This is a genomic window from Methanoculleus sp. UBA208 (assembly GCF_002498065.1).
Taxonomy (GTDB): Archaea; Halobacteriota; Methanomicrobia; order Methanomicrobiales; family Methanoculleaceae; genus Methanoculleus.
In genome coordinates, this window is sequence record NZ_DAFZ01000082.1 from 775 (window position 1) to 26,220 (window position 25,446).

General features: G+C 62.5%; 25 protein-coding genes and 2 tRNA genes. 17 read left to right on the top strand and 10 right to left on the bottom strand.

Annotated features, from left to right (window positions below):
• From BRA62_RS08615 to BRA62_RS08630, 4 genes are all read left to right on the top strand, one after another.
• On the top strand, window positions 1–348 hold a 348-nt coding region (locus BRA62_RS08615; protein ID WP_292366161.1), incomplete at its 5' end, for a gamma carbonic anhydrase family protein.
• Entirely contained in the window at window positions 341–1,615 is a 1,275-nt protein-coding gene (locus BRA62_RS08620; RefSeq protein WP_292366162.1) for a CoB--CoM heterodisulfide reductase iron-sulfur subunit A family protein, read from the top strand. The genes BRA62_RS08615 and BRA62_RS08620, both read left to right, overlap by 8 nt.
• A 2-nt stretch (window positions 1,616–1,617) precedes the next feature.
• Window positions 1,618–2,676, top strand: coding sequence for an S-methyl-5-thioribose-1-phosphate isomerase (gene mtnA / locus BRA62_RS08625; protein ID WP_292366163.1), 1,059 nt, complete (start codon window positions 1,618–1,620; stop codon window positions 2,674–2,676).
• Window positions 2,673–3,377 carry a DUF116 domain-containing protein gene (locus tag BRA62_RS08630; RefSeq protein WP_292366164.1) on the top strand — a complete coding sequence of 235 codons (705 nt, stop codon included), beginning with the start codon at window positions 2,673–2,675 and terminating at the stop codon, window positions 3,375–3,377. The genes mtnA and BRA62_RS08630 overlap by 4 nt, the downstream gene beginning before the upstream one ends.
• Here BRA62_RS08630 and BRA62_RS08635 read toward each other — a convergent pair.
• The 3 genes from BRA62_RS08635 to BRA62_RS08645 form a co-directional block, all read right to left on the bottom strand.
• Entirely contained in the window at window positions 3,342–3,689 is a 348-nt protein-coding gene (locus BRA62_RS08635) for a polymer-forming cytoskeletal protein (protein WP_292366165.1), read from the bottom strand. The two genes, BRA62_RS08630 and BRA62_RS08635, sit on opposite strands and share 36 nt — an antisense overlap.
• 227 nt (window positions 3,690–3,916) lie before the next feature.
• Entirely contained in the window at window positions 3,917–4,756 is an 840-nt protein-coding gene (locus BRA62_RS08640) for a geranylgeranylglycerol-phosphate geranylgeranyltransferase (protein WP_292366166.1), read from the bottom strand.
• A gap of 72 nt (window positions 4,757–4,828) precedes the next feature.
• A tRNA-Arg gene (locus tag BRA62_RS08645) sits at window positions 4,829–4,903 on the bottom strand.
• A gap of 69 nt (window positions 4,904–4,972) precedes the next feature.
• Here BRA62_RS08645 and BRA62_RS08650 point away from each other — a divergent pair.
• Complete coding sequence (locus BRA62_RS08650) at window positions 4,973–6,088, top strand: tRNA (guanine(10)-N(2))-dimethyltransferase (protein ID WP_292366167.1); 1,116 nt, start codon at window positions 4,973–4,975, stop codon at window positions 6,086–6,088.
• On the opposite strand, the gene BRA62_RS08655 is transcribed toward BRA62_RS08650, so the two are convergent.
• The gene (locus BRA62_RS08655; RefSeq protein ID WP_292366168.1) at window positions 6,075–7,190 is read right to left on the bottom strand and encodes an OBG GTPase family GTP-binding protein; all 1,116 of its coding nucleotides are present in this window, start codon (window positions 7,188–7,190) and stop codon (window positions 6,075–6,077) included. The two genes, BRA62_RS08650 and BRA62_RS08655, sit on opposite strands and share 14 nt — an antisense overlap.
• 188 nt (window positions 7,191–7,378) lie before the next feature.
• On the opposite strand from BRA62_RS08655, the gene BRA62_RS08660 reads away from it, so the two are divergent.
• From BRA62_RS08660 to BRA62_RS08680, 5 genes are all read left to right on the top strand, one after another.
• Window positions 7,379–7,453 (top strand) — tRNA-Glu (locus tag BRA62_RS08660).
• A gap of 42 nt (window positions 7,454–7,495) precedes the next feature.
• Entirely contained in the window at window positions 7,496–8,704 is a 1,209-nt protein-coding gene (locus tag BRA62_RS08665) for a Bcr/CflA family efflux MFS transporter (RefSeq protein ID WP_292366169.1), read from the top strand.
• A gap of 54 nt (window positions 8,705–8,758) precedes the next feature.
• On the top strand, window positions 8,759–8,998 hold the full coding sequence (locus BRA62_RS08670) for an antitoxin VapB family protein (RefSeq protein WP_292366170.1): 240 nt from the start codon (window positions 8,759–8,761) through the stop codon (window positions 8,996–8,998).
• Window positions 8,985–9,290, top strand: a complete 306-nt coding sequence (locus BRA62_RS08675; protein ID WP_292366171.1) for a type II toxin-antitoxin system VapC family toxin — start codon at window positions 8,985–8,987, stop codon at window positions 9,288–9,290. Before BRA62_RS08670 ends, BRA62_RS08675 begins: the two co-directional genes overlap by 14 nt.
• A 196-nt stretch (window positions 9,291–9,486) precedes the next feature.
• The gene (locus tag BRA62_RS08680; protein WP_292366172.1) at window positions 9,487–11,529 is read left to right on the top strand and encodes an acetate--CoA ligase family protein; all 2,043 of its coding nucleotides are present in this window, start codon (window positions 9,487–9,489) and stop codon (window positions 11,527–11,529) included.
• A 59-nt stretch (window positions 11,530–11,588) separates the two neighbouring features.
• Here the strand turns inward: BRA62_RS08680 and BRA62_RS08685 are convergent, their stop codons facing one another.
• Complete coding sequence (locus BRA62_RS08685; protein WP_292366173.1) at window positions 11,589–13,139, bottom strand: glycosyltransferase; 1,551 nt, start codon at window positions 13,137–13,139, stop codon at window positions 11,589–11,591.
• Between the two features lie 382 nt (window positions 13,140–13,521).
• On the opposite strand from BRA62_RS08685, the gene BRA62_RS08690 reads away from it, so the two are divergent.
• The 4 genes from BRA62_RS08690 (at window position 13,522) to BRA62_RS08705 (ending at window position 17,890) form a co-directional block, all read left to right on the top strand.
• The gene (locus tag BRA62_RS08690) at window positions 13,522–14,154 is read left to right on the top strand and encodes a superoxide dismutase (protein ID WP_292366174.1); all 633 of its coding nucleotides are present in this window, start codon (window positions 13,522–13,524) and stop codon (window positions 14,152–14,154) included.
• 415 nt (window positions 14,155–14,569) lie between these two features.
• Window positions 14,570–15,718: a (Fe-S)-binding protein gene (locus BRA62_RS08695; protein ID WP_292366175.1), complete on the top strand. Its 1,149-nt coding sequence runs from the start codon at window positions 14,570–14,572 to the stop codon at window positions 15,716–15,718.
• Window positions 15,718–16,017 carry a hypothetical protein gene (locus BRA62_RS08700; RefSeq protein ID WP_292366176.1) on the top strand — a complete coding sequence of 100 codons (300 nt, stop codon included), beginning with the start codon at window positions 15,718–15,720 and terminating at the stop codon, window positions 16,015–16,017. The genes BRA62_RS08695 and BRA62_RS08700 overlap by 1 nt, the downstream gene beginning before the upstream one ends.
• A gap of 274 nt (window positions 16,018–16,291) precedes the next feature.
• Complete coding sequence (locus tag BRA62_RS08705; RefSeq protein WP_292366177.1) at window positions 16,292–17,890, top strand: sensor histidine kinase; 1,599 nt, start codon at window positions 16,292–16,294, stop codon at window positions 17,888–17,890.
• A 20-nt stretch (window positions 17,891–17,910) separates the two neighbouring features.
• Here BRA62_RS08705 and BRA62_RS08710 read toward each other — a convergent pair whose 3' ends face one another.
• The 5 genes from BRA62_RS08710 to BRA62_RS08730 form a co-directional block, all read right to left on the bottom strand.
• Window positions 17,911–19,326 (bottom strand): MATE family efflux transporter, encoded by a 1,416-nt coding sequence (locus BRA62_RS08710; RefSeq protein ID WP_292366178.1) that lies wholly within the window; start codon window positions 19,324–19,326, stop codon window positions 17,911–17,913.
• Between the two features lie 385 nt (window positions 19,327–19,711).
• Window positions 19,712–20,002 (bottom strand): ATP cone domain-containing protein, encoded by a 291-nt coding sequence (locus tag BRA62_RS08715; protein ID WP_292366179.1) that lies wholly within the window; start codon window positions 20,000–20,002, stop codon window positions 19,712–19,714.
• Window positions 20,003–20,080: 78 nt separating this feature from the next.
• Window positions 20,081–21,163 carry a geranylgeranyl reductase family protein gene (locus BRA62_RS08720; RefSeq protein ID WP_292366180.1) on the bottom strand — a complete coding sequence of 361 codons (1,083 nt, stop codon included), beginning with the start codon at window positions 21,161–21,163 and terminating at the stop codon, window positions 20,081–20,083.
• A 42-nt stretch (window positions 21,164–21,205) separates the two neighbouring features.
• Window positions 21,206–21,445, bottom strand: a complete 240-nt coding sequence (locus BRA62_RS08725) for a DUF3006 domain-containing protein (protein ID WP_292366181.1) — start codon at window positions 21,443–21,445, stop codon at window positions 21,206–21,208.
• Window positions 21,446–21,447: 2 nt separating this feature from the next.
• On the bottom strand, window positions 21,448–22,686 hold the full coding sequence (locus BRA62_RS08730; protein ID WP_292366182.1) for an MBL fold metallo-hydrolase: 1,239 nt from the start codon (window positions 22,684–22,686) through the stop codon (window positions 21,448–21,450).
• Between the two features lie 147 nt (window positions 22,687–22,833).
• Here BRA62_RS08730 and BRA62_RS08735 point away from each other — a divergent pair, with 147 nt between their 5' ends.
• The 3 genes from BRA62_RS08735 (at window position 22,834) to BRA62_RS08745 (ending at window position 25,257) form a co-directional block, all read left to right on the top strand.
• Complete coding sequence (locus BRA62_RS08735) at window positions 22,834–23,709, top strand: helix-turn-helix transcriptional regulator (RefSeq protein ID WP_292366183.1); 876 nt, start codon at window positions 22,834–22,836, stop codon at window positions 23,707–23,709.
• 188 nt (window positions 23,710–23,897) lie between these two features.
• Entirely contained in the window at window positions 23,898–24,809 is a 912-nt protein-coding gene (locus BRA62_RS08740; protein ID WP_292366184.1) for a UbiA family prenyltransferase, read from the top strand.
• A gap of 193 nt (window positions 24,810–25,002) precedes the next feature.
• Entirely contained in the window at window positions 25,003–25,257 is a 255-nt protein-coding gene (locus BRA62_RS08745; RefSeq protein ID WP_292366185.1) for a hypothetical protein, read from the top strand.
• Window positions 25,258–25,446 lie beyond the last annotated feature (189 nt).

Consider the following 25,446-nt stretch of genomic DNA (forward strand, 5'->3'; position numbering starts at 1 on the left):
GGCTCGAACATCCAGGACAACGCCGTCGTCCACACCACACCCAACTTCCCGGTCGCGATCGGGGCGGATGTCTCGGTCGGCCACGGGGCCATCCTGCACGGCTGCACCATCCGTGACCGGGTGCTCGTCGGGATGGGTGCCGTCGTCCTGAACGGCGCGGTGGTCGGAGAGGGATCCATCATCGGCGCCGGCGCCGTGGTGACCGAAGGAAAGGAGATCCCGCCGCACTCGCTGGTCCTCGGCGTGCCCGGCAAAGTGGTCAGGGAGACGACGCCCGAGCAGCAGGAGGGCATCCTCCACAACGCGCGTGAATACGCCAAACTTGCAGGGAGGTACCGAAATGGCTGACGTCGTGGTCATCGGCGCCGGGGTTGCCGGCATCCAGGCAGCGCTCGACCTTGCCGACCATAACATCCACGTGCATCTCATCGAACGCGAACCGACCATCGGCGGCCATATGGCCCAGCTCGACAAGACGTTCCCCACGAACGACTGCTCGATGTGCATCCTCTCTCCGAAGATGGTTGAGGTGGCCCGGCACCCGAATGTCACCATCCACACCTGCTCCGAGGTCGAGTCGGTCGAGGGAGAGGTGGGGGACTTCCGCGTCCGGGTCAAAAAGCACCCCCGGTACATCATCGAGGACGAGTGCAACGGGTGCGGGGACTGCATTCAGATCTGCCCGGTTGAGGTCTACAACCGGTTCGACGCCGGCATTGGGGTCCGGAAAGCGATCTACAAGCCCCACGCGCAGGCGGTGCCCGACATCGTCGTCAAAGACCAGGAGCACTGCATCGAGTGCGGACTCTGCTACGACGTCTGCGGAAAAGAGGCAATCCTCCGCGAGGACGAGGAGCACCGGGTCGAGATAGAGGCGGCGAGCATCGTCGTCGCGACCGGTTATGCGACGTTCGACGCCAAAAACAAGGCGCAACTCCGCTACCTCGTCATCCCCGACGTCATCACGAGCCTCGAGTTCGAGCGGATGATCAACGCAAGCGGTCCCACGGGCGGCAAACTGAAACGCCTCTCGAACGGTAAGGCGCCCCGGAGCATAGCGTTCGTCCAGTGCGTCGGCTCCCGCGACATCTCCGTCGGCCGTCCCTACTGCTCCGGGGTCTGCTGCATGTACGCGATGAAGAACGCCATGCTCATCCGGGAGAAGAACCCCGATACCGAGGTCACTGTCTTCTATAACGACATCCGGGCATACGGCAAGGGTTACGAGGAGTACTACGAGCGGGCGAGGGGTCTCGGGGTCCGGTTCGTCCGCGGGTTCCCGGGCGAGGTGCTCGAGGAGAACGATCACCTGATGATGGTCGCGGAGAACACGGAGACCGGCGAGGTGGAGACGTTCCACCCGGACCTGGTGGTGCTCTCCGTCGGGCTCGAAGCGGCCGGAGGAGCGGAGGGAGTCGGCCGGATGCTCGGTCTCCCGCAGGAAGAGTCCGGGTTCTTCGCGGTTGCCGACCAGAAGACCGGCCCCGTGCTCACGGTGAGGCCCGGCATCTACGTGGCGGGAACTGCCACCGCGCCGAGGGACATCCCCGACTCGGTCGCCATGGGCGGGGCGGCGGCGATGCGGGCGTATCTCGACGCGATCAGGGCGGGATGAGCATGCCGGAGAGGGAAGAGCCCTACACCATCGCGTGGGATGCAGAGACCGAATGCATCGTCTATATCGATCAGACCCTTCTGCCCGGCCGTTACGAGCAGATGCGGTGCGCAACCGTCGACGACCTCGCCCGGGCGATCGGGAGGCTTGAGATCCGGGGAGCACCGGCGCTCGGGATCGCCGGCGCGATGGGCGTGGCGCTCGCGGCCGCCCGGAGCAGCGAGACGGATCTTGAGCGGTTCTCGGGCGAGATCGGCCGGGCCGCAGATCTCCTCAGGAGCACCCGCCCGACCGCGGTGAACCTTGCCTGGGGGATCGAACGCGTGCAGCGGAAGGTGGCGATGGCCGCATCGGTCGCGGAGGCTAAGGCCCTGGCAGTCGCCGAGGCGAACGCCGTCGCCGAAGAGGACGAACTGACCTGCCGGAGGCTCGGCGCGTTCGGCGAAGAGCTCTTCCCGGAGAGGTGCACGGTGCTCACCCACTGCAACGCGGGAGCGCTTGCCTGCCGCTGCTGGGGAACGGCGCTCGGGGTGATCCGGTCGGCAGTTGCGGCAGGAAAGAGCGTGCGGGTGATTGCCTGCGAGACCCGGCCGCTGAACCAGGGGTCCCGGCTCACCTGCTGGGAACTCGCCCGGGATGGGATCGACGTGACCCTCATCCCCGACTCTTCGGCGGCATACCTGATGCGGAGGGGGGAGATCGACCTCGTCATCGTCGGCGCGGACCGGATCACAAAGGATGCGGTCTTCAACAAGATCGGAACCTATATGCACGCCGTTGCCGCTCATCACCATAAGATCCCGTTCTACGTTGCGGCGCCGGTCTCCACGTTCGACCTTGCCCGGACGGAGGAGGAGATCACCGTCGAAGAGCGCGACCGCTCCGAACTCGCTTACTGCGGCGATCGAATGCTCGTGCCCGACGACGTGAAGGTGCTCAACTACGCCTTCGACGCCACCCCGCTCGACCTCGTCGACGCCATCGTCACCGAGATCGGGGTTCTCCGGCCGCCGTACGCCGAATCCTTCCGGCTTGTCAAAGAGCGGGGGACCAGACCATGAGTTTCTTCGATTCCGGGATCTGGGTCCAGTTGATGACCATCATCGGGGAGTTTACGTTCTTCCTCATCCTCGGGATGCTGCTTGCCGCGGTAGCCCTCGCAATCATCGCCGCCGCCTCGATCACAAGGGGGAAGTTCTACTTACCAAGGATTCTGATACCCGGCATGGTCCTCCTGGAGGGGCTCGTGAAGGCGTTCTGCAAGCTCCTCGGACTGGACGACAAGGACCTCGTCACGTTCTTCATCACGCTTCGAAACACCATGAACACACAGGCCTTCTCCGAGACTCCTGTGGAGCAGCGGGCGATCTTCCTGCCCCAGTGCCTGCGGTCGGCGCAGTGTCCGGCGAACCTGACGCCGGAAGGCCTCAAATGCCGCAACTGCGGCCGCTGTTCGGTCGGGGAGAACACGGTGTGGCTTGAGAAACTTGGATACCGCGTCTTCATCGTCCCGGGCTCGACGTTCATAAAGCGGATGGTTAAGAAATACCATCCGCAGGCGATCATCGGCGTCGGGTGCCTCATGGAGGTAAAAGACGGGATCGATATGTCCGATCGGATAGGGATCATCGCTATCGGTGTCGTGAACGTAAAAGACGGGTGCGTGGAGACGATAGCGGACTGGACCGCGGTGAGGGATGCCGCCCTGCTCGGCATCAGATCCCCGTCAGGTGCCGTAGACTTTCACGGCCCTGCCGAATAGGCGCTCGCTCGTGACCTTACCGTAGACGAAGATCGTCTCGGTGCTGTTCACATCGCCGACGCTGACACCCGGCCGGAGGGTGATGTTTCCCCCCGCCTGAATTGAATGGAGGCATGCGTTGTCGCAGATGGTGGCGGTCTCCAGGACCCGGAGCGGCCCTTTTATCCGGACATCGTGTCCGACGACGATGCTCCTGGCCTCGATGGAACCGCCGACCGTTGAACCCGGCCCGAGTTCGAGGCGGCCGGCAACTATTACATTGCCCCAGATGTGCGTCTCCGGAGGGGTGATGAAATTTCCATCTATCTTCACGTTTCCGTCAAAAAAGGAACCTTTCGGTGCTATGTATGTGTCCCCGTGCCGGTAAACTTTCATGAAGATCTCCTGGATAACAACTCGGCCCGTAACCAGATAAAATTATCAGTGGGTATTCCGAACGTCGGGAGGCCGTACCGGGCGGTTGTCCCGGTCGATGAGGACGATGCGGTAAAACCGGGCTCTCTAATATGGGCGTTCAAGTGCTCGAGGATCTTCGCTTGTCATATCACCGCGGCAACCGCAAAGACCGCAAGCGCGGCGAACATGCCTGCCCGCAGGATCGATGTCGCCCGGGACTCCCGGACACAGCCCGGCGTCGTGCATCTAAGACCCCGGGAGGCCCCGAAGAGGATGACGAGATCCACGACCGCGATGCCGGCGAGGTAGAAGGGGCCCCACCAGCCGCCGAAGGGGAGGATGCTCACGAGCACGGCAGCGCAGGCACAGGCGAACGCGAACACTCCCGTCTTCCGGACGCCGACGATCATGGGAAGGGTGCGTGCGCCCCCCGCAGCATCGCCGTCCACGTCCTCTGCGTCCTTCAAGACCTCCCGCGCGATGGTCGCAAGGAACGTGATCGCCGCAAGCGAAAGGTTCTGGACGAGCCCCTCTACCCCCGCAAACGCGCCGCCGAAGAGGAAGACGCTCGCGGTCAGGTAGGCGACGGCCACGTTGCCGAGGACCGGGGTCCGCTTCAGCCGGACGGCATACGCGACCAGGACCACCGCGTTGATGAGGGCGATCGCAAAGCAGAGCGCCGTCGTCAGGGTGGCGACGAGAAGCCCGCCGGCAAAGAGCGCCACAGTGTACGCCTTTGCACCGGCAAGGCCGATCTCTCCTGCCGGTATGGGTCTTTTGGGCCGGTTGATCCGGTCGATCTCGACATCGAAAACGTCGTTGATCACGTTCCCGCCGGCGGTGATGAGCGCGACGACCACGGCCAGCAGGAGCGACGGCGGCGTGAGCGTCCCGGTGGCGATAAGGTATCCGATGAGCGCGGTAAGGCCGGCAACAACGGCATTGTGCGGGCGGGTAATCGTGATAAAGGCGGAAGCGCTCATTCTCGATGAGTTAGGTTCTCGGGCGGAAGATAAATAACCAGAGGTCCCGGGAAGCGGTATTCGGAAAAACGACGGGCTTGGGGGGATTCGAACCCCCGACATTCAGCTTAGGAGGCTGACGCCATATCCTGGCTAGGCCACAAGCCCATACACTGGAGTAAAAATATTACTCATGAGAAGGTATAAGGGTATCGAGCATCCACCTTTTCCGGAAGCATGGATGTTGTTGAGGTTACTGAGGGGAAAACCCGGTTTTTTGTGCCCAGGCAGGATCCTCATCTCCAGTTCCCGCCGGGAAGCGGCCCGGTCTTTTACAACTCGCGCATGGAGTTGAACAGGGATACCACCGTCCTCCTGCTCTCCGTCCTGCGCCCGGAGAGTTATCTCGACGCCATGGGGGCGTCCGGCGTCCGGGGGCTTCGAGTGGCACATGAAGTCGGGATTCCGGTGACGATCAACGACTGGAACACGAAGGCGGTCGATCTGATCCGGCAAAACGTGGAGGCGCTGGATCTTGCCGCCGAGGTGACCCACGGGGACGCGAACGTGCTGATGAGCGGAAGGAAGTTCGATGCCGTCGACCTCGACCCTTTCGGGACACCGGCACCGTTCGTCGATTCCGCGGCCCGGAGCGCCGGAAACTACCTCTTCGTCACCGCCACCGACACCGCCCCGCTCTGCGGGGCGCACCTCAAGGCCGGTATGCGCCGCTACTTCTCCCGGCCCCGGAACACCGAGTACCATGCCGAGGTCGGTCTCCGGACGCTGATGGGGTTTGTGGTGCGCGAGGTGATCAAGTACGACCGCGGGGTGGAACCCCTCTTCTGCTACGCGCACGAGCACTTCCACCGCCTGCACCTGAGGCTCCGGTACGGGGCGGCGGCGGCCGACCGGGCGCTTGCGCGGCTTGGCTACGTGATGCAGTGCCCTCACTGCCTCTACAGAACGGAGCAGGCCGGGATGCTCCCCGAACCGGAGGGGTGCCCGCTCTGCGGCGCAGACCTCGTGCCGGTCGGCCCTCTCTGGACGGGGGGGATAAACGACGACGGGACGCTTGCCGCGATGCAGGAGGGCCTGGCGTCGGTCACGGCCGGAACCGGGGCGCGGATCGGGCGGCTGCTCGCGACCTGCCGGCAGGAACTCGACACCTCGAGCCACTACGACTACCACGTCATCGCAAAACGCCTGCGGGTCTCCCCCGGCGGGATCGAAACCGTCATCGAGCGGCTTGTAGCCCTCGGCTACCGGGCGAGCCGTGCGCACTACTCGGGAACGGCGATAAAGACCGATGCGCCTCTCCCTGTCCTTGAAAAAGCGGTCAGCGGCGGGTGACGACGGTGAGGACGTCCCCGTCCGCGAGTTTGTGGGTGAGGCCGACGCGCTGAGCGTCGTGCTTGGCCGATTCGCCCCAGACTTTTGCGTACCGGAACTTGTCGGCGAAGTCCCGGTGGAGGCGGTTGCAGACGTCCTCGACCGTCGCCGGGCTCCGGATGATCAGCGGTTCGTCCATATCCGCGGGACCGCCGACCGGCTTTAAGTAGACCCGCATGAACCCCAGGTTCTCGAAGATGGCGTCCTTGAGATCTTCGATGCGGTGGCCGCTGTGCGCCGAGACCATGATGGGGGGCTCGCCGAACCGTTCGGCCAGTTCTTTCTCTATCTCCGCACCAGTCTTTTCGTCCACAAGGTCGACCTTGTTGACCGCGATGAACGCAGGGACGTAGACCCGGTTGCCGATCATCGCGTCGATGAAGTCGTCCTGGGTGACTCCTTCGCGAATCAGAACGTCCGCGTTGACGATCTTGTTCTCCGCGAGGATCGAGCGGATCTCCTCGACATCGAGATCGACGGCACCGACGGTGTTCAGCCTGATTCCGCCGCAGCCGGCCTTCTTTATGGTAATATCGGGTTTTTCCCGGTTGATCCGGATGCCGGCGTCGTAGAGCTCGCGGAGAAGGACGTCCGTATGCTTCTCGTTGAAGACGTCGACGAGAACGAGGATCAGATCGGCGCTCCGCACGACGGCGATCACCTCTTTCCCGCGGCCCTTGCCCATGGCGGCCCCGGCGATCAGGCCGGGGATATCCAGAATCTGGATCTTCGCGCCCCGGTGTTCCATCGAGCCCGGGATCACGGAGACGGTCGTGAAGGCATAGGACGCCGTCTCGCTTAAATCCGAGCCGGTGACCCTGTTGAGCAGCGTACTCTTTCCGACGGACGGGAAACCGACCAGGACGACGGTGGCGTCTCCCGACTTCTTCACGGAGTAGCCCTCGCCTCCTCCCGCAGAGGCCATGGCCCGGGCTACCGCTTCGTCACGGATTTTCGCGAGTTTCGCCTTGAGGCGGCCGATGTGCTTGGAGGTCGCCTTGTTGTACGGTGTTTTTTTGAGTTCGTCCTCTATTTCCCGTATCTGCTCTTCGACACTGCTCATTGCTGCCTGTACATGTTTGATGGGAAGCTACTTATTGGTGTCTGTGATGAAAATCAGGAAGCCAGGGGAAAAATCCTGCCCGTATAACGTTCCGATTGCGTTGTTGCCGGCAGGACCGGGTACGGCGGAGCGCGAGACAGGTTTAAATATGATAAAAGCCAATAATTTAGAGCACGTTGGTGCAATGCGCTGCTATAGTGTAGACCGGCCAATCATGTAGGACTCTCACTCCTACGACTGGGGTTCGAATCCCCATAGCAGCATACTGTTCTTGTCTGATTCCCGCAACGCAGTCGAGATGCCTCATGGATCATTCCCCCGACCGAGCCCAAAAATCCCAGAAATATCTTGGTGATAAGGGCCTTATCGTCCTGATTGCACTGCTCTCCGCCTTCGTCCCGCTCTCGACCGATCTCTACCTCCCCGCCCTTCCCGGCATGGGAGACTACTTCGGCGTCTCCGCCGCCCTCACCAACCTGACCCTGATCCTCTTCTTTCTCTTCTTCAGTCTCGGGCTGCTCTTCTGGGGGCCGCTCTCTGATCGGTACGGGCGACGGCCCGTTCTCCTGGTCGGACTTACCCTTTACATCGCCGCAAGCGCCGCATGCGCCGCATCGTGGGATATCCCGGTCCTGATCTTCTTCCGCATCCTCCAGGCCGTAGGGGGCAGCGCCGCCTCCGCGGTCGCGATGGCGATGGTCAAAGACGTCTACGACGGGCGAAAGAGGGAGTCGGTGCTCGCGCTCGTCCAGTCCATGGTCGTCATCTCGCCCGCCGTCGCCCCGGTTCTCGGGGCGTTCATGCTTCCCTATACCTCGTGGCGGGGCCTCTTTGCGACGCTCGCCCTCATCGGCATCGTCTCGATGGCCGGCGGCCTCCTCCTCGAAGAGACCGTGCCCTCGCGGTATGCCGGCACCTTGACGCAGTCCGTCCGCAGGCTCGGGGCCGTGCTTAAAAACCCCGGTTTTGCCTCGCTTCTCATCGTATTCTCGCTCGTGAGCACCGCTTCCTTAGCGTTCGTCTCCGCGTCTTCGTATATCTACCAGGACGGGTTCGGCCTCTCGGAGCAGTGGTACAGTTTCTACTTCGCCCTCAATGCCGTCGCCCTGATATCGGGCCCGTTCTTCTACCTCTGGCTCTCCCGGCACTTCGGCCGCAGGTCGATCGTCGGAGCCGGGTTTGCCGTCATGATTGCCGCAGGCGCACTTGTCTGCCTCTTCGGGGGCCTTGGCCCCCTGGTCCTTGCCCTTGCCCTCTTCCCGGCCTCCCTGATGGCAAGCTGCGTGCGACCAGGAGGTGCGTTCCTGATGCTCGACCAGCAGAAGGAGGACACCGGGTCCGCATCCGCCCTGATCAACTGCTCAAGCCTCGTCTTCGGCAGCGCCGGGATGATCCTGGTCTTCCTCGACGGGAGCAACCTCGTCTTCAGCCTCGGGGCGATCAACGTGGCGGCCGGGGTCGCGTGTCTTCTGGGGTGGACGGCGATCGGGAGGCGGGGGCTGGTGAGGTTCTGAGGAGGCCCTTCCTGCGACGGGAGGATCTAAATACATGCACATACACACACAGGTATGGGAACCAGGACAATCAGTATCAGTGACGACGCATACGAGAGGCTTTCACGGCTAAAAGGGCCCTCGAATATGAGCTTTTCCGAAGTGATCCTGAAGTACACCCCGCCGAAGAAGAAACTCTCGGAGATCCTCAAAGAATTCGGGCCAAACCCCGCGCTGGCCGCCTCAGTCGCGGAAGCCTCGCGCGAGATGAGAAAATCTTCGATGCGAGAGGTCGACTTCGATGCCGACGCTTGACACGTCCCTGCTCGTCGACCTGATCCGGCACGACCCGGAGGCGATGAGAACACTCGAGGCGATGGAGCAGGAAGGGCTGCCCCTTGCAACCACGGCGATCAACGCCCTCGAACTCTACCGCGGAGCGTTCCTCTCGGCATCGATGCAGGAGAACCTCCGGGAAGTCGAAGCGATCATACGGGCGCTGATCGAACTCCCGATCACCGACGAGACCTCGATTGCACGGAAAGCGATATCATCGCGGGGCGACCCGGGTATGGGACGGTCCGGGGAAGCAACAACGGCATTCTAACGCCATAAAAACTCTTTCCGGCGATTTATCATGTTAAATCGATGCAAATTCTATAAAAAGGGTGTGAAACCCACGCTGTAAGGTACATTCTTACTTATTGGTTTGAACTTCCAGGAGACGGTTCACCTGTCAGAGAACACAAACCACAGAAACATAGAGATGCTCGAAGAGGCGTCCACAACATGAGGAGACAATCATGGCAAAGAGAATGCTGAGCGAATTTGAATCGTACAATCTCCTGAAACAGTACGGCGTACCGGTCCCCGATCATGCAATCGTCCAGACCGCTGCCGAGGCGGCCAAAGCGGCGGAGAAGATCGGTTTTCCGGTCGTCATGAAGATCCACTCGCCCCAGATCGTCCATAAGAGCGACGCGGGCGGCGTGATCGTCAGTATCTCGTCAAAACAGGCCGCTGAGGAGGCGTTCGACAAGATTGTCGGGAATGCGCGGGCATATAACCCCGAAGCCGAGATCAAAGGCGTCATCGTCGAGCAGCAGGCGGCGCCGGGGCTCGAGCTGATCATCGGCGGGAAGACCGACCCGGCGTTCGGCAAGGTGCTCACCTTCGGTATTGGGGGCACGCTCGTCGAATTGATGAAGGACGTCACCCTGCGGATCCTCCCGGTCTCCGAGGAGGCGGTCCGGGAGATGGTCCAAGAGATCCACGGCTACCCCATGATCCAGGGCTACCGGGGGATGAAGCCGAGAGACGAAGAGACCCTCATGAAAGTCATGTGGGCCATCAACTGCTTTTTTGCCGAGAATACCAACGTCGTGGAGTTCGACATCAACCCGGTCAGGCTGTATGAGTCCGGGGCCTGCATCGTCGACGCCCGGATCTTCGTCGACGACGAAGCGGTCGAAAAGACGGTGAAGGAGCGGCCGTTCGTACCGATCGAGTACTTCACGCCCCGGTCGATAGCAGTCATCGGCGCGTCGTCTGAACCCAGGAAGATGGGCTACGCCGTGATGCACAACCTCCTCCACTTCCCGGGGCAACTCTACCCGGTGAACAACAAGCGCTCCGAGATCCAGGGGCTCAAAGCGTATGCCTCCATCCTTGACATCCCGAGCCCCGTCGATATGGCGGTCATCACCGTCCCGGCAAACCACGTGCCGGGCGTGATCGAGGAGTGCGGGCAGAAGGGAGTCGCGATGGCGGTCATCATCACGGCCGGCTTTCGGGAGACGGGAGAGGGAGGAAAGGCGCTCGAGGACCGGGTCCTCGAGATCGCAAAGGGCTACGGCACGCGGATCGTGGGCCCGAACTGCCTCGGGATGATCATTCCCCCGAAGGGCATCGACACCACCTACGTCCACGAATCGCCCAAACCCGGCAACATCGCCTTCATCTCCCAGAGCGGCGCCATCATCAACACGGTCGTCGACTGGAGCATCGCACAGGACATCGGGTTCTCCGCCGTCGTCTCGGTAGGGAATCAGGCGGACCTCAACTTCATCGATTACCTCAGGTTCGTGGAGCGCGACCAAAAGACCAAAGGCATCATCCTCTACATCGAGGAGATCCAGGACGGCAGGACCTTCATGAAGGTGGTCAGCGAGGTCTCGAAGTCCAAGCCCGTCGTGGCGATCAAGTCCGGTTCCTCAGCGAGAGGCCAGCAGGCGGCCTCGTCCCACACGGGTTCGCTCTCAGGGTCGTACGACGTTTACATGGAAGCCTTCCGCGAGTCCGGCGTGATCCCCGTCCACACCCTGACCGGCGCGTTCCAGGTCGCGGAGATGCTGGCGCTCCCGAAAGGCTACCCCCGCGGCAAGCGGGCGGTCGTGATCACGAACGCTGGCGGATTCTCCGTACTCTCCTCCGACTACGCCGAACGCTACGGCATCGACCTGATCGGCCTGCCGCCGAAGGTCCTCGGGGAACTCAACGATCTCCTGCCCGATTTCTGGAACAAGGGCAATCCGATCGACCTCCTCGGCGACGCCAACGAAAAGCGGTTCGAGCAGGTCTTCAGCGTGCTCGCCGAACACCAGGACTGCTGGGACATCGCGTTCGTGGTCGGATTCCCGAACCTCGTCATCGGCTCAGAGCAGCTGGCAAACCAGATCATCCGGTTCTCGGAGAAGACCGGGAACATGATCGTCGGGACGCTGCTCGGCGGCGACTCCATGGAGCGGGGCCGCAAGATCCTCAAGGAGAACGGCATCCCGATCTTCGAGGAACTCGACTTCACCTTCCGGGTGGTGGGAAGAATTCTCTGGCAGAAGTTCAGGTAAGGCCTCTCCCGAAACGATCACCCTTTTTGATTCGTCCCGCCGCCTTTATTCCGGAACGGTCAGTTTATACCGCCCCCGGGCATTCGCATGCCGTCCTTGTGCCAGACCACCAGAAACGACGAGAGGACGGCGAGCGTGTAGCAGGCCCAGAAGAGCGGGATTGCCGTGCCGGAATCCGGCCCTCCCGCGACGAACCGCACGACACCGATAGCCATCGATACCAGGACGGCCGCAATCACGAGAAGGACCGGCGCTATCCTGACCCGGGACCGGCCGGAGGACCGCAGAACCACTTTCGGTGTCACGACGAACGGCAGGCGCTTCCCGGAGACGGCATACCAGATTGCCCGGGCGTATACAAAAGCGAGCGTGTTGAAGATAGCCTGCGAGAAAGCGAGGTCGCGCAGGGAGTACTGCCGCTCGCGGATGCTGATGATGACCTGGATCGCGATCACCACCGCAAGCACCACGGCAAAGACCGGAGGGAGCCATACGGGGAGGATAGGGATACCGAAGATCAACGTGGCGACGGGGAGGAGGAAGAGCGCCAGGTTCACCCCTCCGAGCAGATAGATGGAGACGGTCACGAGGAACTCGAGCCAGTGCAGCGCGGTCATGCTTCCGGGCTGCACCACGAACTGCCGGAGGATGGTCCCGAGGAGCTGGGTGTTCCCGTATGCCCAGCGGAACTGCTGCGTGAAGTACGCAGCGAGGTTCGGCGGCGCGATGCCCTCCGCGTATACGGCGTCGAGGAAGATCCCCCGGCATCCCCGGAGATGAAACGTGAAAGAAGTGGCGATGTCTTCGGCGATGCACGCCTCGTCCATCCCTCCGATGGCAGCAAGGTGACTCACCCGGAAGATGCAGTTCGAGCCGGTCAGCATGGCGGTACGGTTGACGCAGAGCCCCCTGCAGACGTGCTTGTTATAGATATGCTGCTGGTAGGAGAACGTGACGCTTATCGGGTCGTGGGGTTCCGAGCGGAAGAACTGGGGGGTCTGGACGAAAGATACGGTGGGGTCGGCCTCAAGGATCGGAATGAGATCGGCGAGGATCGACGGCTTCACCCTCTGGTCGGCGTCGATGACCAGGAGGTACGGCGTATCGCCGTCGAGAAGCGGGAGGGCATGGTTGATCGCTCCCGCCTTGAAACCGCTCCTGTGGTTGCGGTGGAGGTAACGGAGGTTATACCGGCGGGAGATATCCTGCATCGACGCACGTTTTCGTGTGTCCGTGGAGTCGTCCAGGAGGAAGATACAGACATCCCGGTAGGAGATCGCCGTGCATGCCCGGACGCAGGACTCGACCACGCCGGGCTCCTCGTTGTAGACGGGGATGAAGACTGCGACACGGCAGGACGACGCGCCCGTCTCCTGCGGTGCAATGGGACGTTCCGCATATGCATAGAGCGACCGCAGGAGGTGATCGGCGTAGCTCACGAACTGGATCACCCCGAACGCGGTTACGCCGACCAGGAAGAGGGAGAGGACTCTCGCAAAAAGACTCCACCCGGCACCGGTGAGTATGAGGGACAGGTCCCGGAGGAGGACGAACGTGAGCAGCACCATGAGCGTGGCGGTAAAGAGTGAGATACGTGCTGCAGTCTTCATGGAGGTCCACCGCCGTCTTGATGGTATCGTGCAGGGATGCCTCGTGGTTGTAAGGTCTCCGTAAGCCGGCCCGGGTGCAACGGCATGTGCGAGGCAGTTCGGATACCATCCATCATACCGACTTACTTAAAGGTTACGGACATGCCGGCGCCGCAGCCCTCTGGAATTCCAGAACGGCCTATGCTGATATTCCTCATCTGCTGAGAGTAACCGCCTTTAATCCCCTCAAGGTGCCTTGCATGCGGGCATGATCGGATCGGCCCGAATCCGGGCATCCGGACGGCTCACGGCGGCTGAAGGTGCAACGGAGGCAGTATGCCGCACGGCCGCCGGCCACCGACACTATGAAATAGATCGCTTTCCTCTCTGACGAGTGATACCTATGGCTGTACAGAAGATGGCAACCGCACCGTTGAAGAAGTATGAACTGCCGCCCCTGCCCTATGCGCCGGATGCTCTCGAGCCGCATATCTCAAAGGAGCAGCTCTCCCTGCATCACGACAAGCACCACCAGGGTTACGTGACCGGGGCGAACGCCGATCTTGAGAAACTGGAGAAGGCGCGGCAGGAAGGCACCGAAGTCGATATGAAAGCGCTGTTGAAGGAACTCTCGTTCAACATCGGCGGCCACGTCCTGCACGACCTCTTCTGGCCGACCATGGCGCCGGCCGGGAAGGGCGGCGGCGGGACTCCGGGCGGCGCCCTTGCGGATCGGATCGACCAGGAATGGGGTTCCTTCGACCGGTTCAAGGCCGAGTTCACGAAAGCTGCTTCAAGCGTCGAGGGATCCGGGTGGGCAGCACTCGCGTACTGCACCATGACGAACCGCCCCATGATCATGCAGATCGAGAAGCACAACAATCACGTCTACCCCACGTTCCGGATCCTGATGGTGCTCGATATGTGGGAGCACGCCTATTATGTCGACCGCAGGAACAACAAGGGTCAGTTCATCGACGCGTTCTGGAACGTCGTGAACTGGGACATGGTGAACAAACGGCTTGAAAACCTTTAACCCTCTCTTTTTCACCCGTGAAGAGGCGGAGAATGAGCGCATCCCGGTGCAGGACAGAAAACACCGCCTCCGGCTGATTTTCGACGCTCTCCGCCTTCCGAAGGCCCGGGGATGTGTAACCGCCGCCTCAGGCAGGAACCGGTAGCCGCCAGGGCCCGTCGACCCCGCAGGCGCCGTGTGAATCTCCCCATCCAAACCATTAAGTAGTCGCCGCAAGAGGATTACCCCGCGACGTTATCAGGAAGGGGGGAAGTAATGGATCGACACCGCTGGTGCAACACTCTTAGTCTCAACTGCGCTTACTCTCCCGGGAGAGAGTTGACCCCGTGTTCTCACATGCACGGAGGGGCCTGCCCCAGGCCATACCACCCTCCGGGCAGGCTGCATGCGTATCCGGGCGGCGCAGGGATCAGCCATGCTCGATAGAGCCTTCCCCGAGCCGGACCAGGATGTGATCCGGGACGCGATCACTGAGGGGGTCATCCACCGGCTGCTGCACGAAGAGGACCCGCGGTTCCGGAACTTCCAGATCTGCAACGCATGCGGTTCCTGCACGCCGTATTGCCCGGCACGAATCAACGATCCCGGAGCGAACGGGGACCCGGGCTACCTTGCACGGAAGGTGACCGCGGCACTCCAGGCAGGCAGGCGCCCGGAGCTCAACCTCTCAGACTGCGTCCAGTGTTACTCCTGCGAAACCGCCTGCCCGCGATCCGTCAGCATCGGCGGCATCATCAATGCCGTATACGAAACAGAACACCTGCAGCCGATCTTTCGAAAGATGCTTCTCGACCGGGGGGGCCTCCCCCCTCAGGCGTTTCTCCCGGTCTACGTCAGCAGGGGCAGGTTCAGGAAGTTCGTCGCAAAAGCCGTCCGGTACCCGTATCCGGTGGATAGCAGGGCAATCGACGAGGTCCGGAGGCTGCTGCTCCACCCCCTCAAGGCATCGGTCTTCTCCCCGCCCGGACATCCCGCGCAGAAACGCCCGCTCACCCGTCCGGACCAGGTCTTCCACCTCAACTCCTGTTGTGCCTTCAACTACCCCGGAACAGACCTCTCGCAGAAAAAGATCCTTACCGCGCTCGGCGTCCGGTATAAGACCTCGAGTTCGCAGACCTGCTGCGGGGGTGCCCCGCACTACATGGGCGGCGCCGGCTTTGCGGACCGGCTGCTCCTCACCGCCCGGAACCTCAGTGTCATCCGGGACACGGTCGACCCGGGCGGCGACGTCCCCGTCACCGGGATCTGCCCGACCTGCAGCGACTCGTATACGGCCGCACTGGAACTGCTCTCCGGGAGCGCCAACAGGGCGGTGGTGAACGAGGCGCTGGGCCGGATCGGGCGGGAGGTGAGCGACCCGGGAACGTTTTCAGTGGCAAACGTCCTCGATCTCTACCCCCTCTACCTCGACGAATTGAGAAGGCTCGTCGAGACGCGGCTCTCGGGGCTGCGCGTCGGGGTGCATGTCAGCTGCCATTACCGGAAGATGAACGGCACCCTCGCCATCCCGCCGGGGCTGCAGAACCTCGCGGCGGTTACCGGGCGAGGGTCACAAGAAGTGTGATGGAGCAGTATTGTTGCGGCGGGGTCAAGAACCTCTTCGATCGGCACCAGAGGGGCCGGCCCCTGGAACTTTCACGGCTGAACCGGCTCGTTCATCAGGACTTTATGCAGCACCGCCTGGACATGATGGTCGTCGACTGCCCGGGGTGCGAACTGGTGTACGACCACATGGGGGTGCCGGTGCTTCATATAACCGAGCTCCTGGCGCTCGCGATGGGCGCCGATCCCCGCGAGACGGTTTACATCCAGGGCCATATGACGTCGCTCTCACCGCCACTTCGCCGGATAGGACTTCTTTAGGGATCTGCAGACCCGGACCCCCGGTTGAGACGCAAGGGTGTGCGCTCCCCTCCACGGCGAGGGAGGAGCAGCGGGTGTGAGAGGCCGTGATACAAAAGGCCGGGAACGGCCTTTTGCATGCCCATGGACGTGTTTGCGTAGCCGGGGAAACTGCAGGCAATCCGGCTGAGGCCGGGCCTTTCACCGCAAATCACTTATTACCAGGGATATGATTTGTTTATATAATTTTTACAAGATAATAACCTCAAGGGGGCAAGATACTCATATGTGTAGAGTGGATTCGAGATCTACCCGATTAAGAGAGACTTTTCATATCCTTGACGAGCCCGGCGTAGGCACCCTCGTGCTCGACCGGGATATGCAGGTGACCTGGGCAAACACCTACGCCATGGATATCCTCTCGGCACGCGAGGAGGACGTCCTGGGGTTCGATGCCGGCCAGGTTCTCGATATACACCTGGTGCCGCTTCTTCAGGAGGGAGAAGAGGCCGGGCGGCTCCTCGCCACGGTGCGCGACGGGTGCGAGACACCCGGTCTCGACCTCCAGGTGCAGAACCCCCGGGGAGAAGAACGGCGGATCGTCTACTCCAGCAGGAAGATAAAGCAGGAACCGTTCGCGGGGATGTGGGTGCTCTGCATGCGGGACGTCACCGAACGGAAACCGACGGACGAAGGGCTGCTCTCCTCGAACAGGCAACTCCTGATCCTCAACCAGATCATGGGAGTATCCGCGTCGTCCCTCTCGCTCGACGAACTGCTTGAAACGTCACTCTCAAAGACCCTGGAGCTGCTCGATTTCGACCTGGGACTGACCTACCTCTTAAATCCGGAGCGGACACTGGCGCTCACGCGCTACCACCACGCCGTCCCGAAGACCTACCTCGCCCGCAACAGGGCCATCAAAGTCCATCACTGGCCCTGGAATTTCGTCTTCATAGCCGGGCAGCCGCGTTATCTCGAACTGCGAGGCGAGGGAGGGACGATCGAGGAAGAGATCCTTTCATCGCTCGGGGTCTGTGCCCTCGCCTGCATCCCGATCCTCGCGGAGTCGGTCGTGGTCGGTGCGCTCTTTCTCGGGAGCAGGAAGAGGGAAGGAATCCGGGACGAGGAACGCCGCCTTCTCGAGGCGATCGGGAGGGAGATCGGCTCAGGCGTCCTCCGGAGCATGCTCCACAAGCGGCTGGAGGCAGCCCACCGCGAGACGAACCTCTACCTGGACGTCATGACCCACGACATCAAAAACGCGGAGAACGTCGCGAACCTCTACTGCGACCTCCTGCTTGATGTGCTGGAGGGAGACGTCGCGCAGTATGCAAGGAAACTCAAGGAAAGTGTCCGCAAAAGCACCGGCATCCTCCAGAACGTCTCGACCATCCGCCGCATTCACCAGGAGCCCCCCGACCTTAAACCGGTTCACCTCAGCCCCGTGATCAGGGCGTCGCTCGCCCGTGCCCCGGAGACCGGCATCTCTTTCGAGGATACGTCGGCGGAGGTCTGGGCCGACGACCTGCTCCCTGAGGTCTTTGCGAACCTCATCGGGAACGCCGTCAAGTTCGGCGGCCCGGGCGCCGGGATCGCGATCCGGGTGGAGGACTATCCCGAAGAGGACCACACGGTGGTGGTGACCGTGGAGGATACCGGCCCCGGCATCCCCGACGAGATGAAAGAGGCAATCTTCCACCGCTTCAGCCGGGGCAGGAACGGGGGGTGCGGGGAAGGGCTCGGTCTCTACATCGTCGGGATGCTCATCGAGCGTTACGGCGGCCGGATCTGGGTTGAGGACCGGGTGGAGGGGAGACCTGACCTCGGGGCAGCTTTCCGGTTCACGCTGCGCGAAGTGGTGCATGGCGGAGCCGACGGGTATGAGGACTGATCTCCTCACACCCGGGGGTTTCACGCCGCAGCCGCTGCAGCCTGTCTGACGATGAGCTCTGCCGAATACCGGCGGGCCCAGACATACCCGAGCATCGCGCCGATCGCGTTCCCTGCGGCAACCCCCCACCAGACGCCGGAGAGGCCGAGACCGAGTTCGATTGCAAATACCCGGACCAGGAAGATCGAGAGAACGACGTTCTGCAGGACAGTGATCGTAAGAGAGCGTGCGCCAAGCCCCGTCCCCTGGAAGAACGACGCCGAGAAGAGCCCGAACCCGACCATGGGGTAGACGAGGCTCATGACCCGGAGGTACGTCGTCAACTCCGGGGCGATCCCGGCGGCGTCGCCCGATGCCGTGAAGATTGCGGCAATCCGGGGAGCAAAGGCGAACGTGGCGGCAGCAAGGCCGAGACCGATGCCGAGCCCGAGTCTCGCTGCGAAACGGAGTGCGGACTCCATCTTCGCATACGCCCGGGCCCCGTACGTGGCGCCGGTGACCGCGACCACCGCCGACGATATGGCGAGGATCGGTGTTAAGCCGATGCTCACGACCCGCCACCCGACCGAGTAGACGGCGACGGCGTCGGTGCTCGATATCACGACGATGACGCCGTTCAGGATCAGTGCCATCAGTGCGAGGGCCAGCTGCTCGGCTGCGGCGGGGAGGCCGACCCGGAGGATGTCCCGCGCGACTGCGGGGTCAGGCGAGAATTCACGGAGGCGGAGGGAGACGTAGGTGTCCCGCTTCACGAAGAGCCAGTAGGCCATGGGGACGGCGGCGACGATCTCGGCAAGGATGGTCGCCCATGCCGCGCCGGCGATCCCCATATCGAGCGTGTAGATCAGGACCGGGTCGAGGGCGATGTTTGCCACCGCTCCCGCCGCCATGGCGTACATGGTCCGTTTTGCGTCTCCTTCCCCGTGCATGAGCGCGTAGGCGACCTCGCCGAAGAGGAGGGCGAACGTCCCCATAAAGAGGATCCGGGCATACCCGGCGGCGAGGCCGGCAGCGCTGCCCGCCCCCATGAGGACGAAGAGGTCCCCGGCGAAGAGGGAGAGCGGGACGGTGACGGTGACGGCAAGGACGGTCATCAGGAGGATGGTGTGCATGGCGACGCTGCTCGCGCCGTCCCTGTCGCGGGCGCCGATCATCCGCGAGAGAGCCGCTTCCCCCCCGGTGCCGAGCCCGCTCGCTAGCCCGATGGTTATTATGAAGAGCGGGAATGAGAACCCGACGGCGGCAAGAGCGTCTGCACCGAGGCCCGAAACCCAGAACGCATCTACGACGTTGTAGAGGGTCATGAGGGTCATTGCGATCATCATCGGCAGAGACAACCGGAGGATCGCGGTCTTCGGATCGGCGAGGAGTATCTTTGTTCCTTCTGTTTGGTTACTATTTGAGGGTGTATCGTCTTCTGAGTCGCTTGTCGGCATACATATCGCCTGCTGGCGTGCCCACGCCGCGGGTTCCCCGTGCAATCCGGGAACGTTTAGAGAGCGGGTGGGACATCGTGCCAATCTGCTGATGCTGATTGCCGAACGTGCCCGGGTTACGTGACGGAACCGAAAGCGGCCATTTAATAGCCGCCCTTATTATCCGATTTCCAGGCACCATAGGGCAATACAAGACTAATATGGGCGCGGATCAGTAGATATACCTTCGCACCGGCCGGATGCAAGCGGGCGGGCGACCGTCCTGTTCCGGCGGATACGCGCCCAATCATGGGGAATCCGGGCCTGCTGCATGCAGGGAGGGCGCCGCCTCATGCCGAACCGCTTAAAATTGCGGCATCGAACCCCGATAGAAAAAGAGACGAGATCAGCGGGCGGGAATTCCGGCAGCCGCCTCCACCCCGCGTTTCTTCACGGCACGGTCGTACATGAGCCAGTTCTCCTCCCACTCCGGGTTTCGGTCGCGGAGCTGCTCGAGCACCCGCCGCCGGATCTCGCCGGAGGGCATCCCGTCGTAGGCGACCCGTTCGATGGCTTCCCCGATCGCCCTGGCCTCTTCCGGCGGCGCTCCGGACTTAAGCGCACTCACGGTTACCTTCTCCCGCACGAACGGCTCTCTTCTACCGTCAAGTTTGACCACATCGACCAATCCAATCACCTCCGGATGGGGTGAGGGGTCACCCGGGAAAGATAATGATTTCGGTCCCTATCTGCCGGGCACGCAGCCCGGCACCTGTCAGCGCCCCCGGAGGCCGCCAAAGACGATTACGTTCCGAATACCGCGGCCGCCGAGCAGGCTCATGGCACTCTCAAGCAGGAAGTCGGAGCCGAGAACCCGGTCGGCCATCCTCTTCGTTCTTGCGGCGGCGAGAAGTTCCCGGCCTATCGCCGAGCGCCATTCCCGCTCATAGGCTCCGAGGGGCTCGCCGTCCAGCAGGTGGCGTGCCGCAGCAAGCCCGGCGAGCCGCCCGCAGAGCATTGCAGGTGCAATCCCACCCCCGTTGGAGGCGACGACGTGACCCGCGGCGTCGCCGACGGCGAGGACATTCTCGCGGACGGTCTCGCCGATGGGGCCGGAGACGGGCACGAACCCCGCCTGGATCTCCCGGGCGGCAAATCCGTTTTGCGAGAGGAACGCTCTCAGGAGGACGGGGACCGGGGTGCCTTTCCGCTGCACGCCGAGCCCGACGTTTGCACAACCCTGTTTCGGGAAGATCCAGGCATACCCTCCCGGGGCAACGCGGTTCCCGAAGAAGAGCTTCAGGCGGTCGCCGAACTCCCCCTCCACCCGGCAGGTTATGGCGGGGGCGAGGACGGCGCTCCTCTCCATCCCGGCCGAGCGGCAGACCGGGGAGAGCGGGCCGTCTGCGGCGACCACGACGCCGGCCTCGACGTCGCCCCGGCTGGTCCTGACCCGGCGGCCTTCCCGGCCGAGGAACTTCGTATCCGGCGAGAGCACGGCGCCCGCACGGACGGCCGCATCCGCGAGGTGCCGGTCGAACGCATCCCTATCGACGGTGTAGCCGCCAAGATCGAACTCGTACTCCCGGCCGCCGGGGGAGACGGCGACGGCGCTCCGGATCCTCCGCCGGATCAGCCCGGGGTCGACGGGGAAGAGTTCATCGAGCCCGGGGGCGTTCGGGAGCGCACTCGCGAGGACCTCCGGTGACGCGTTGAACTCCCCGCAGCAGACGGGGACGCCGATCACCTTCCGTTTATCGATCAGGAGGACGTCGAGGCCGCCCTTCGCCGCGTAGCGGGCGGCGGTGCTGCCGGCGGGGCCCGCACCGACGACGACCACGTCGCACCGGTTTTGCATCGGTGCTTTCGTAAGGAGGGATAGGGTATAAAAGAGTGGGGGCTACTCAGCACTCCGCTTCCGCAGCCGCTCGATCCTCTCCGCTACCCTCTGCCTCGCCTCCTCCGTCTCCGCGACATCCCGACGGATCGCGATCATGAGGATATCGCCCTCCCGGGCACCCGGGGGGAGGAGGGAGCGGGGGAGCGTAAAGCGGACCGATTCGTCCTCGCGGAGGAGGAGGACGGCGAGCCCCTCCTCCACCCGGTCGAGACTCACCCGGAAGGCCGATTCATCCTGCATGGCTACCGCTCCATGGTGCTGACGACCGTGCCGTTCGCGTCGGCGAGCGTGGCGAGGTCGCCGTCGTTGTTCCAGACCGGGGTCTCCCGGCCCCAGTAGAGGTCGGTCGCGGTGTCGTTGCCCGTCCCGGTGTGGACGGTGACGTCTGCGCCCGCGTCAAGGGTGAAGATCGGGAAGGTGTAGGTGTTGCGCGTCCCCTCGTCGGTGACCGTCCAGCCGGTGAGGTTGACCGCTGTCTCCTCTGCATTCGTGACGGTGATCCGCTCGTCCCGGAGGTCGAGATCGGCGATGTATACGCCGGAAGAGGGGGCGGTCGGGGCCGGGGCCGTTGTCGTTGCCCCGGCTGTCACGGTGGCGGCGGGTGCCCCGCCGGCCGTAACGGTAAGTGCCTGGCCGTCGGTGGCGACGATGACGGTCCCGTCAAGGTCGGTCCGGTAGATGCGCGAACCCGTCGCCTCGAGGCGTTCGAGCGCCTCCTCGTGGGGGTGGCCGTAGTCGTTCCCCTCACCGACCGGGATGACGCTGATCGCAGGGCTGACCGCAGCCAGGAATTCCGCCGAGGATGCGTACCGGCTCGCGTGGTGGCCGACCTTCAGGACATCGGCGTCGAGGTCGAGGCCGGCCTCCGCCATGCTCTCCTCTGCCGGATTCCCGGCATCGCCCGTGAAGAGGTACGAGATGTCCCCGTACGTCATCTTCAGGACGACGGAATCCTCGTTTATGTCGCCGAGCGGCTGCGGGGTCGGGTTTAAGATCAGGATCTCGAGGTCGGGATCGAGGGCAATCGCCTGCCCGCGCTCCGCTGCCGTATACGGTATCCCCAGCTCCTCGACCAGAACGAGCAGGTTCTCGTAGGTCGCGGTAGGGTGCGGCTGCGCGGCATCAACGAACCGGCCGACCGGGTAGGCGGAGACGACGTCGGCAAGGCCGCCGATGTGATCGGAGTGCGCGTGGGTCGCCACGACCACGTCGAGCCGCTCGACATCCCTCTCCTCGAGGTATGCGATGACGCGCTCTCCCATCCCGCGCTCGCCGGCGTCGATGAGCATGGTCCTGTCGCGGAACTCGATCAGGATCGAATCGCCCTGCCCGACATCGATGAAGTGGACGACGAGATCACCGGATAGATCGGAGCCGATCTCCGGCTGCCCGGTGGGGACAGAGCAGCCTGCAATGATGATGCAGGCGATGGTGCATGCACAGAGTGCGATACGGATCAGGTACCCAGATGTGGACGACATGTGCCTCTCCACAGATATCGGGCGCCAGGATATAAGTGTGCTGAGGTCGGACAGGAAGATTCCGCGAGCAGCACGCCAGCCGTCCCGGGCAAGCGGGCAGGCGGTCCGATAGAGTGAAGGAATGCCGGGCGGTATAAACGCGCAGGAATGGAAAGGGTGATATGCGTCGACCGGCACCACTTAACTGTAAGAGCAATGAAAGGAGTATCCCCTCTCGAGATCTATAACGAGTTCCACGGCGACCTTCAGGCAATCTTCCGGTCGAGGCTGTTGACGCAGGTACTGATTGCCCTCGGCAGCGGGCGCAAATCTCTCTCAACCCTTCGGGATATCACGGGAAGTTCGTCGCAGGCGCTCATCCCGAAGATCCGGCATCTTGAAGCTCTGCATTACGTCGAATCGGTACGGGGCGACTATGCGCTCACCCCGATAGGCAGGCTCGTCGAACCGCGGATTGAGCGGGTGGCGACGCTCATGGGGGTGCTCCAGCGCCACCGGGACTTCTGGATCGAACACGAGATCGAGGGCATACCCCCCGAACTGTTGAACGATCTGGACTGCCTGTACCATACGGAAGTAGTAAAGAACGTTGAAGAGGACATCTTTGTCGTGTATGCAACATTTTCAACCATACTCAGGCAAGCATCGTGGATCCATGGCGTATCGTCGATTATGAGCCCGCTCCTTGCAGACGCGATTAAAGAGGCGGTTGAGGAGGGGAAAACCGCGGAACTCGTCGTCTCCACGGAACTCGCCCAAAGGCTGGCCGACGCACCGTATAGCACTATGCTGGAATCCCTGAAGGGGTATGCCGATTTCAAAATATACGCCTCCCCCTCGCCGGTTCGCCTGGGACTGACGGTGACCGACGGATATCTATCGTTAGGCCTGTACAGACGTGATACGGACAGGTACGACGCCAGCACGGATCTCGTCGGCACCGACGCGGCGGCGGTCTCCTGGGGCGAGAGGCTCTTCCAGCACTACAAAGCGGACTCCAGGTTACTGGAGATACCCCGATAGTCCCTTTTCCGGATTCCAATTGCCCGGCGCCCGATGGAGGGGCGTGGCATAAACACACCGGTAGCGGCGGGTGCTCCACTCATACCCCCTCAGTCCTGCCGGAACACTACGTTCGAGCGCAGCGTTTATCGGACTGATGAATATTCATCGGCGCAATAAATATTCACCGATTCTCTGAAAAACACTCCATGTTCGGATTTGAAAATCGCACCAACCCTATCCAACCAGCCTGTCAGATCGTCATCGATCTCCTCGTTTACAGCTCCCTGTACACCTCTGCCATGATAGCGGCGATGGTGTACATCTCGTGCTACCTGCAGGCCCTCCCCTTCGATCCGGTTGCCGCGGCAATACTGATGCTTGCCGTGTTTGCCGTCTACAACCTCAACCGCAAGACCGACGAGGACGAGGACGCCATAAATCACACGGAACGGTATGCTTTCACGAAAAGGTACGGATCCGTCCTCTTCCGTTCCGCGATCTGCGCCTACGTCGTCGCCCTCTGCCTCGCCGCTCTTCAGGGGCTCGGCAGCCTGCTCGTCACGACCATCCCCCTGGTCGCCGGGATCGTCTACAGCGTACCGCTCTTCCCCGCCCGATTCGGGTTTCGGCGATTAAAAGAGGTGCCCGTCATGAAAAGCCTTGTCGTAGCGTTCTCCTGGGCCGTCCCCCCGGCTCTCCTGCCGGTCTGCCACGCCGCCATTCCGGCGGGTGCCGCCACCGGCATCGTCGGCGTCTTCTTCTTTCAGCAGATCTTCACGAACACTGTGGTCTATGATCTGCGTGACGTAGAGGGGGACGCCGCATCGGGAGTCAGAACGATCCCGACGATCCTCGGCACCAAAAAAACGCTCCTTCTCCTCACGGGAATGAACGTAAGCATCGGGGCCGCGCTGGTGCTCGCCGGGGGGTCCCTGCCGGGTTTCTGTTCGGCACTGCTGCTGGCTGCAGGCATGGTCTACGCTCAGGGATACCTCCTGTGCTTCCAGCGGTTTGGGACGGAGAAACTCTTCTTTGAATTGTTCACGGACGGAGAGTTCATCGTGCTGGCCGTAACTCTTTACCTGCTCACCCTCGCAGTGCCATATCTTTCGATCTGATCCAGGGTGCCGTTCGCACCGCTCCGGTGCTCTAACCCCCTGTTTCGAGTTCCGGCAGGCAAAGGGCTGCAGAACGCCCTCTATATCGCAGACACAGGATACCGACCTCCAGGCCCCTGAGATTTCATCGGTCGGGTGAATCTTCATCGACGCAATAAATGTCTGTCAGCCAGAGAGCATCTAAGGGTACGACATGAATCCGCACAACAACATCGATCCGCTGAAGAGTAATACCGGCGCTCAATGTCTCGAAGCGCCCGACCGGGACAGGAATACGGTAAGCGATGCCGCGGCAGGCGGATTGGCACTGGGAAAAGGGAGACGGCCGCAGCGGTCCGCGTGCGCTTCGTGCATGTATTACGACCCCGCGCGCACCTACTGCTCCTACATCCACGCCCCCGTGGACATTCTGTTCGTCTGTCCGCAGGTCCTCAATAACCACGAGTGACCTCCGGACCTATCAATATCGTGTCGGTGGTATTCCCGGGGGCCTCACCCGGGGCTGCGGGGGTCAGACCGCGGGAGGGATCGGAGATCCCCAACGTTTTTGTACCACTCCCGCCATGGCAGATTGCCATGCCAGGTGCAGACTACATCTACCCGAACGTCACGGAAGTAGCCCGGCGAGGCGGGGTTC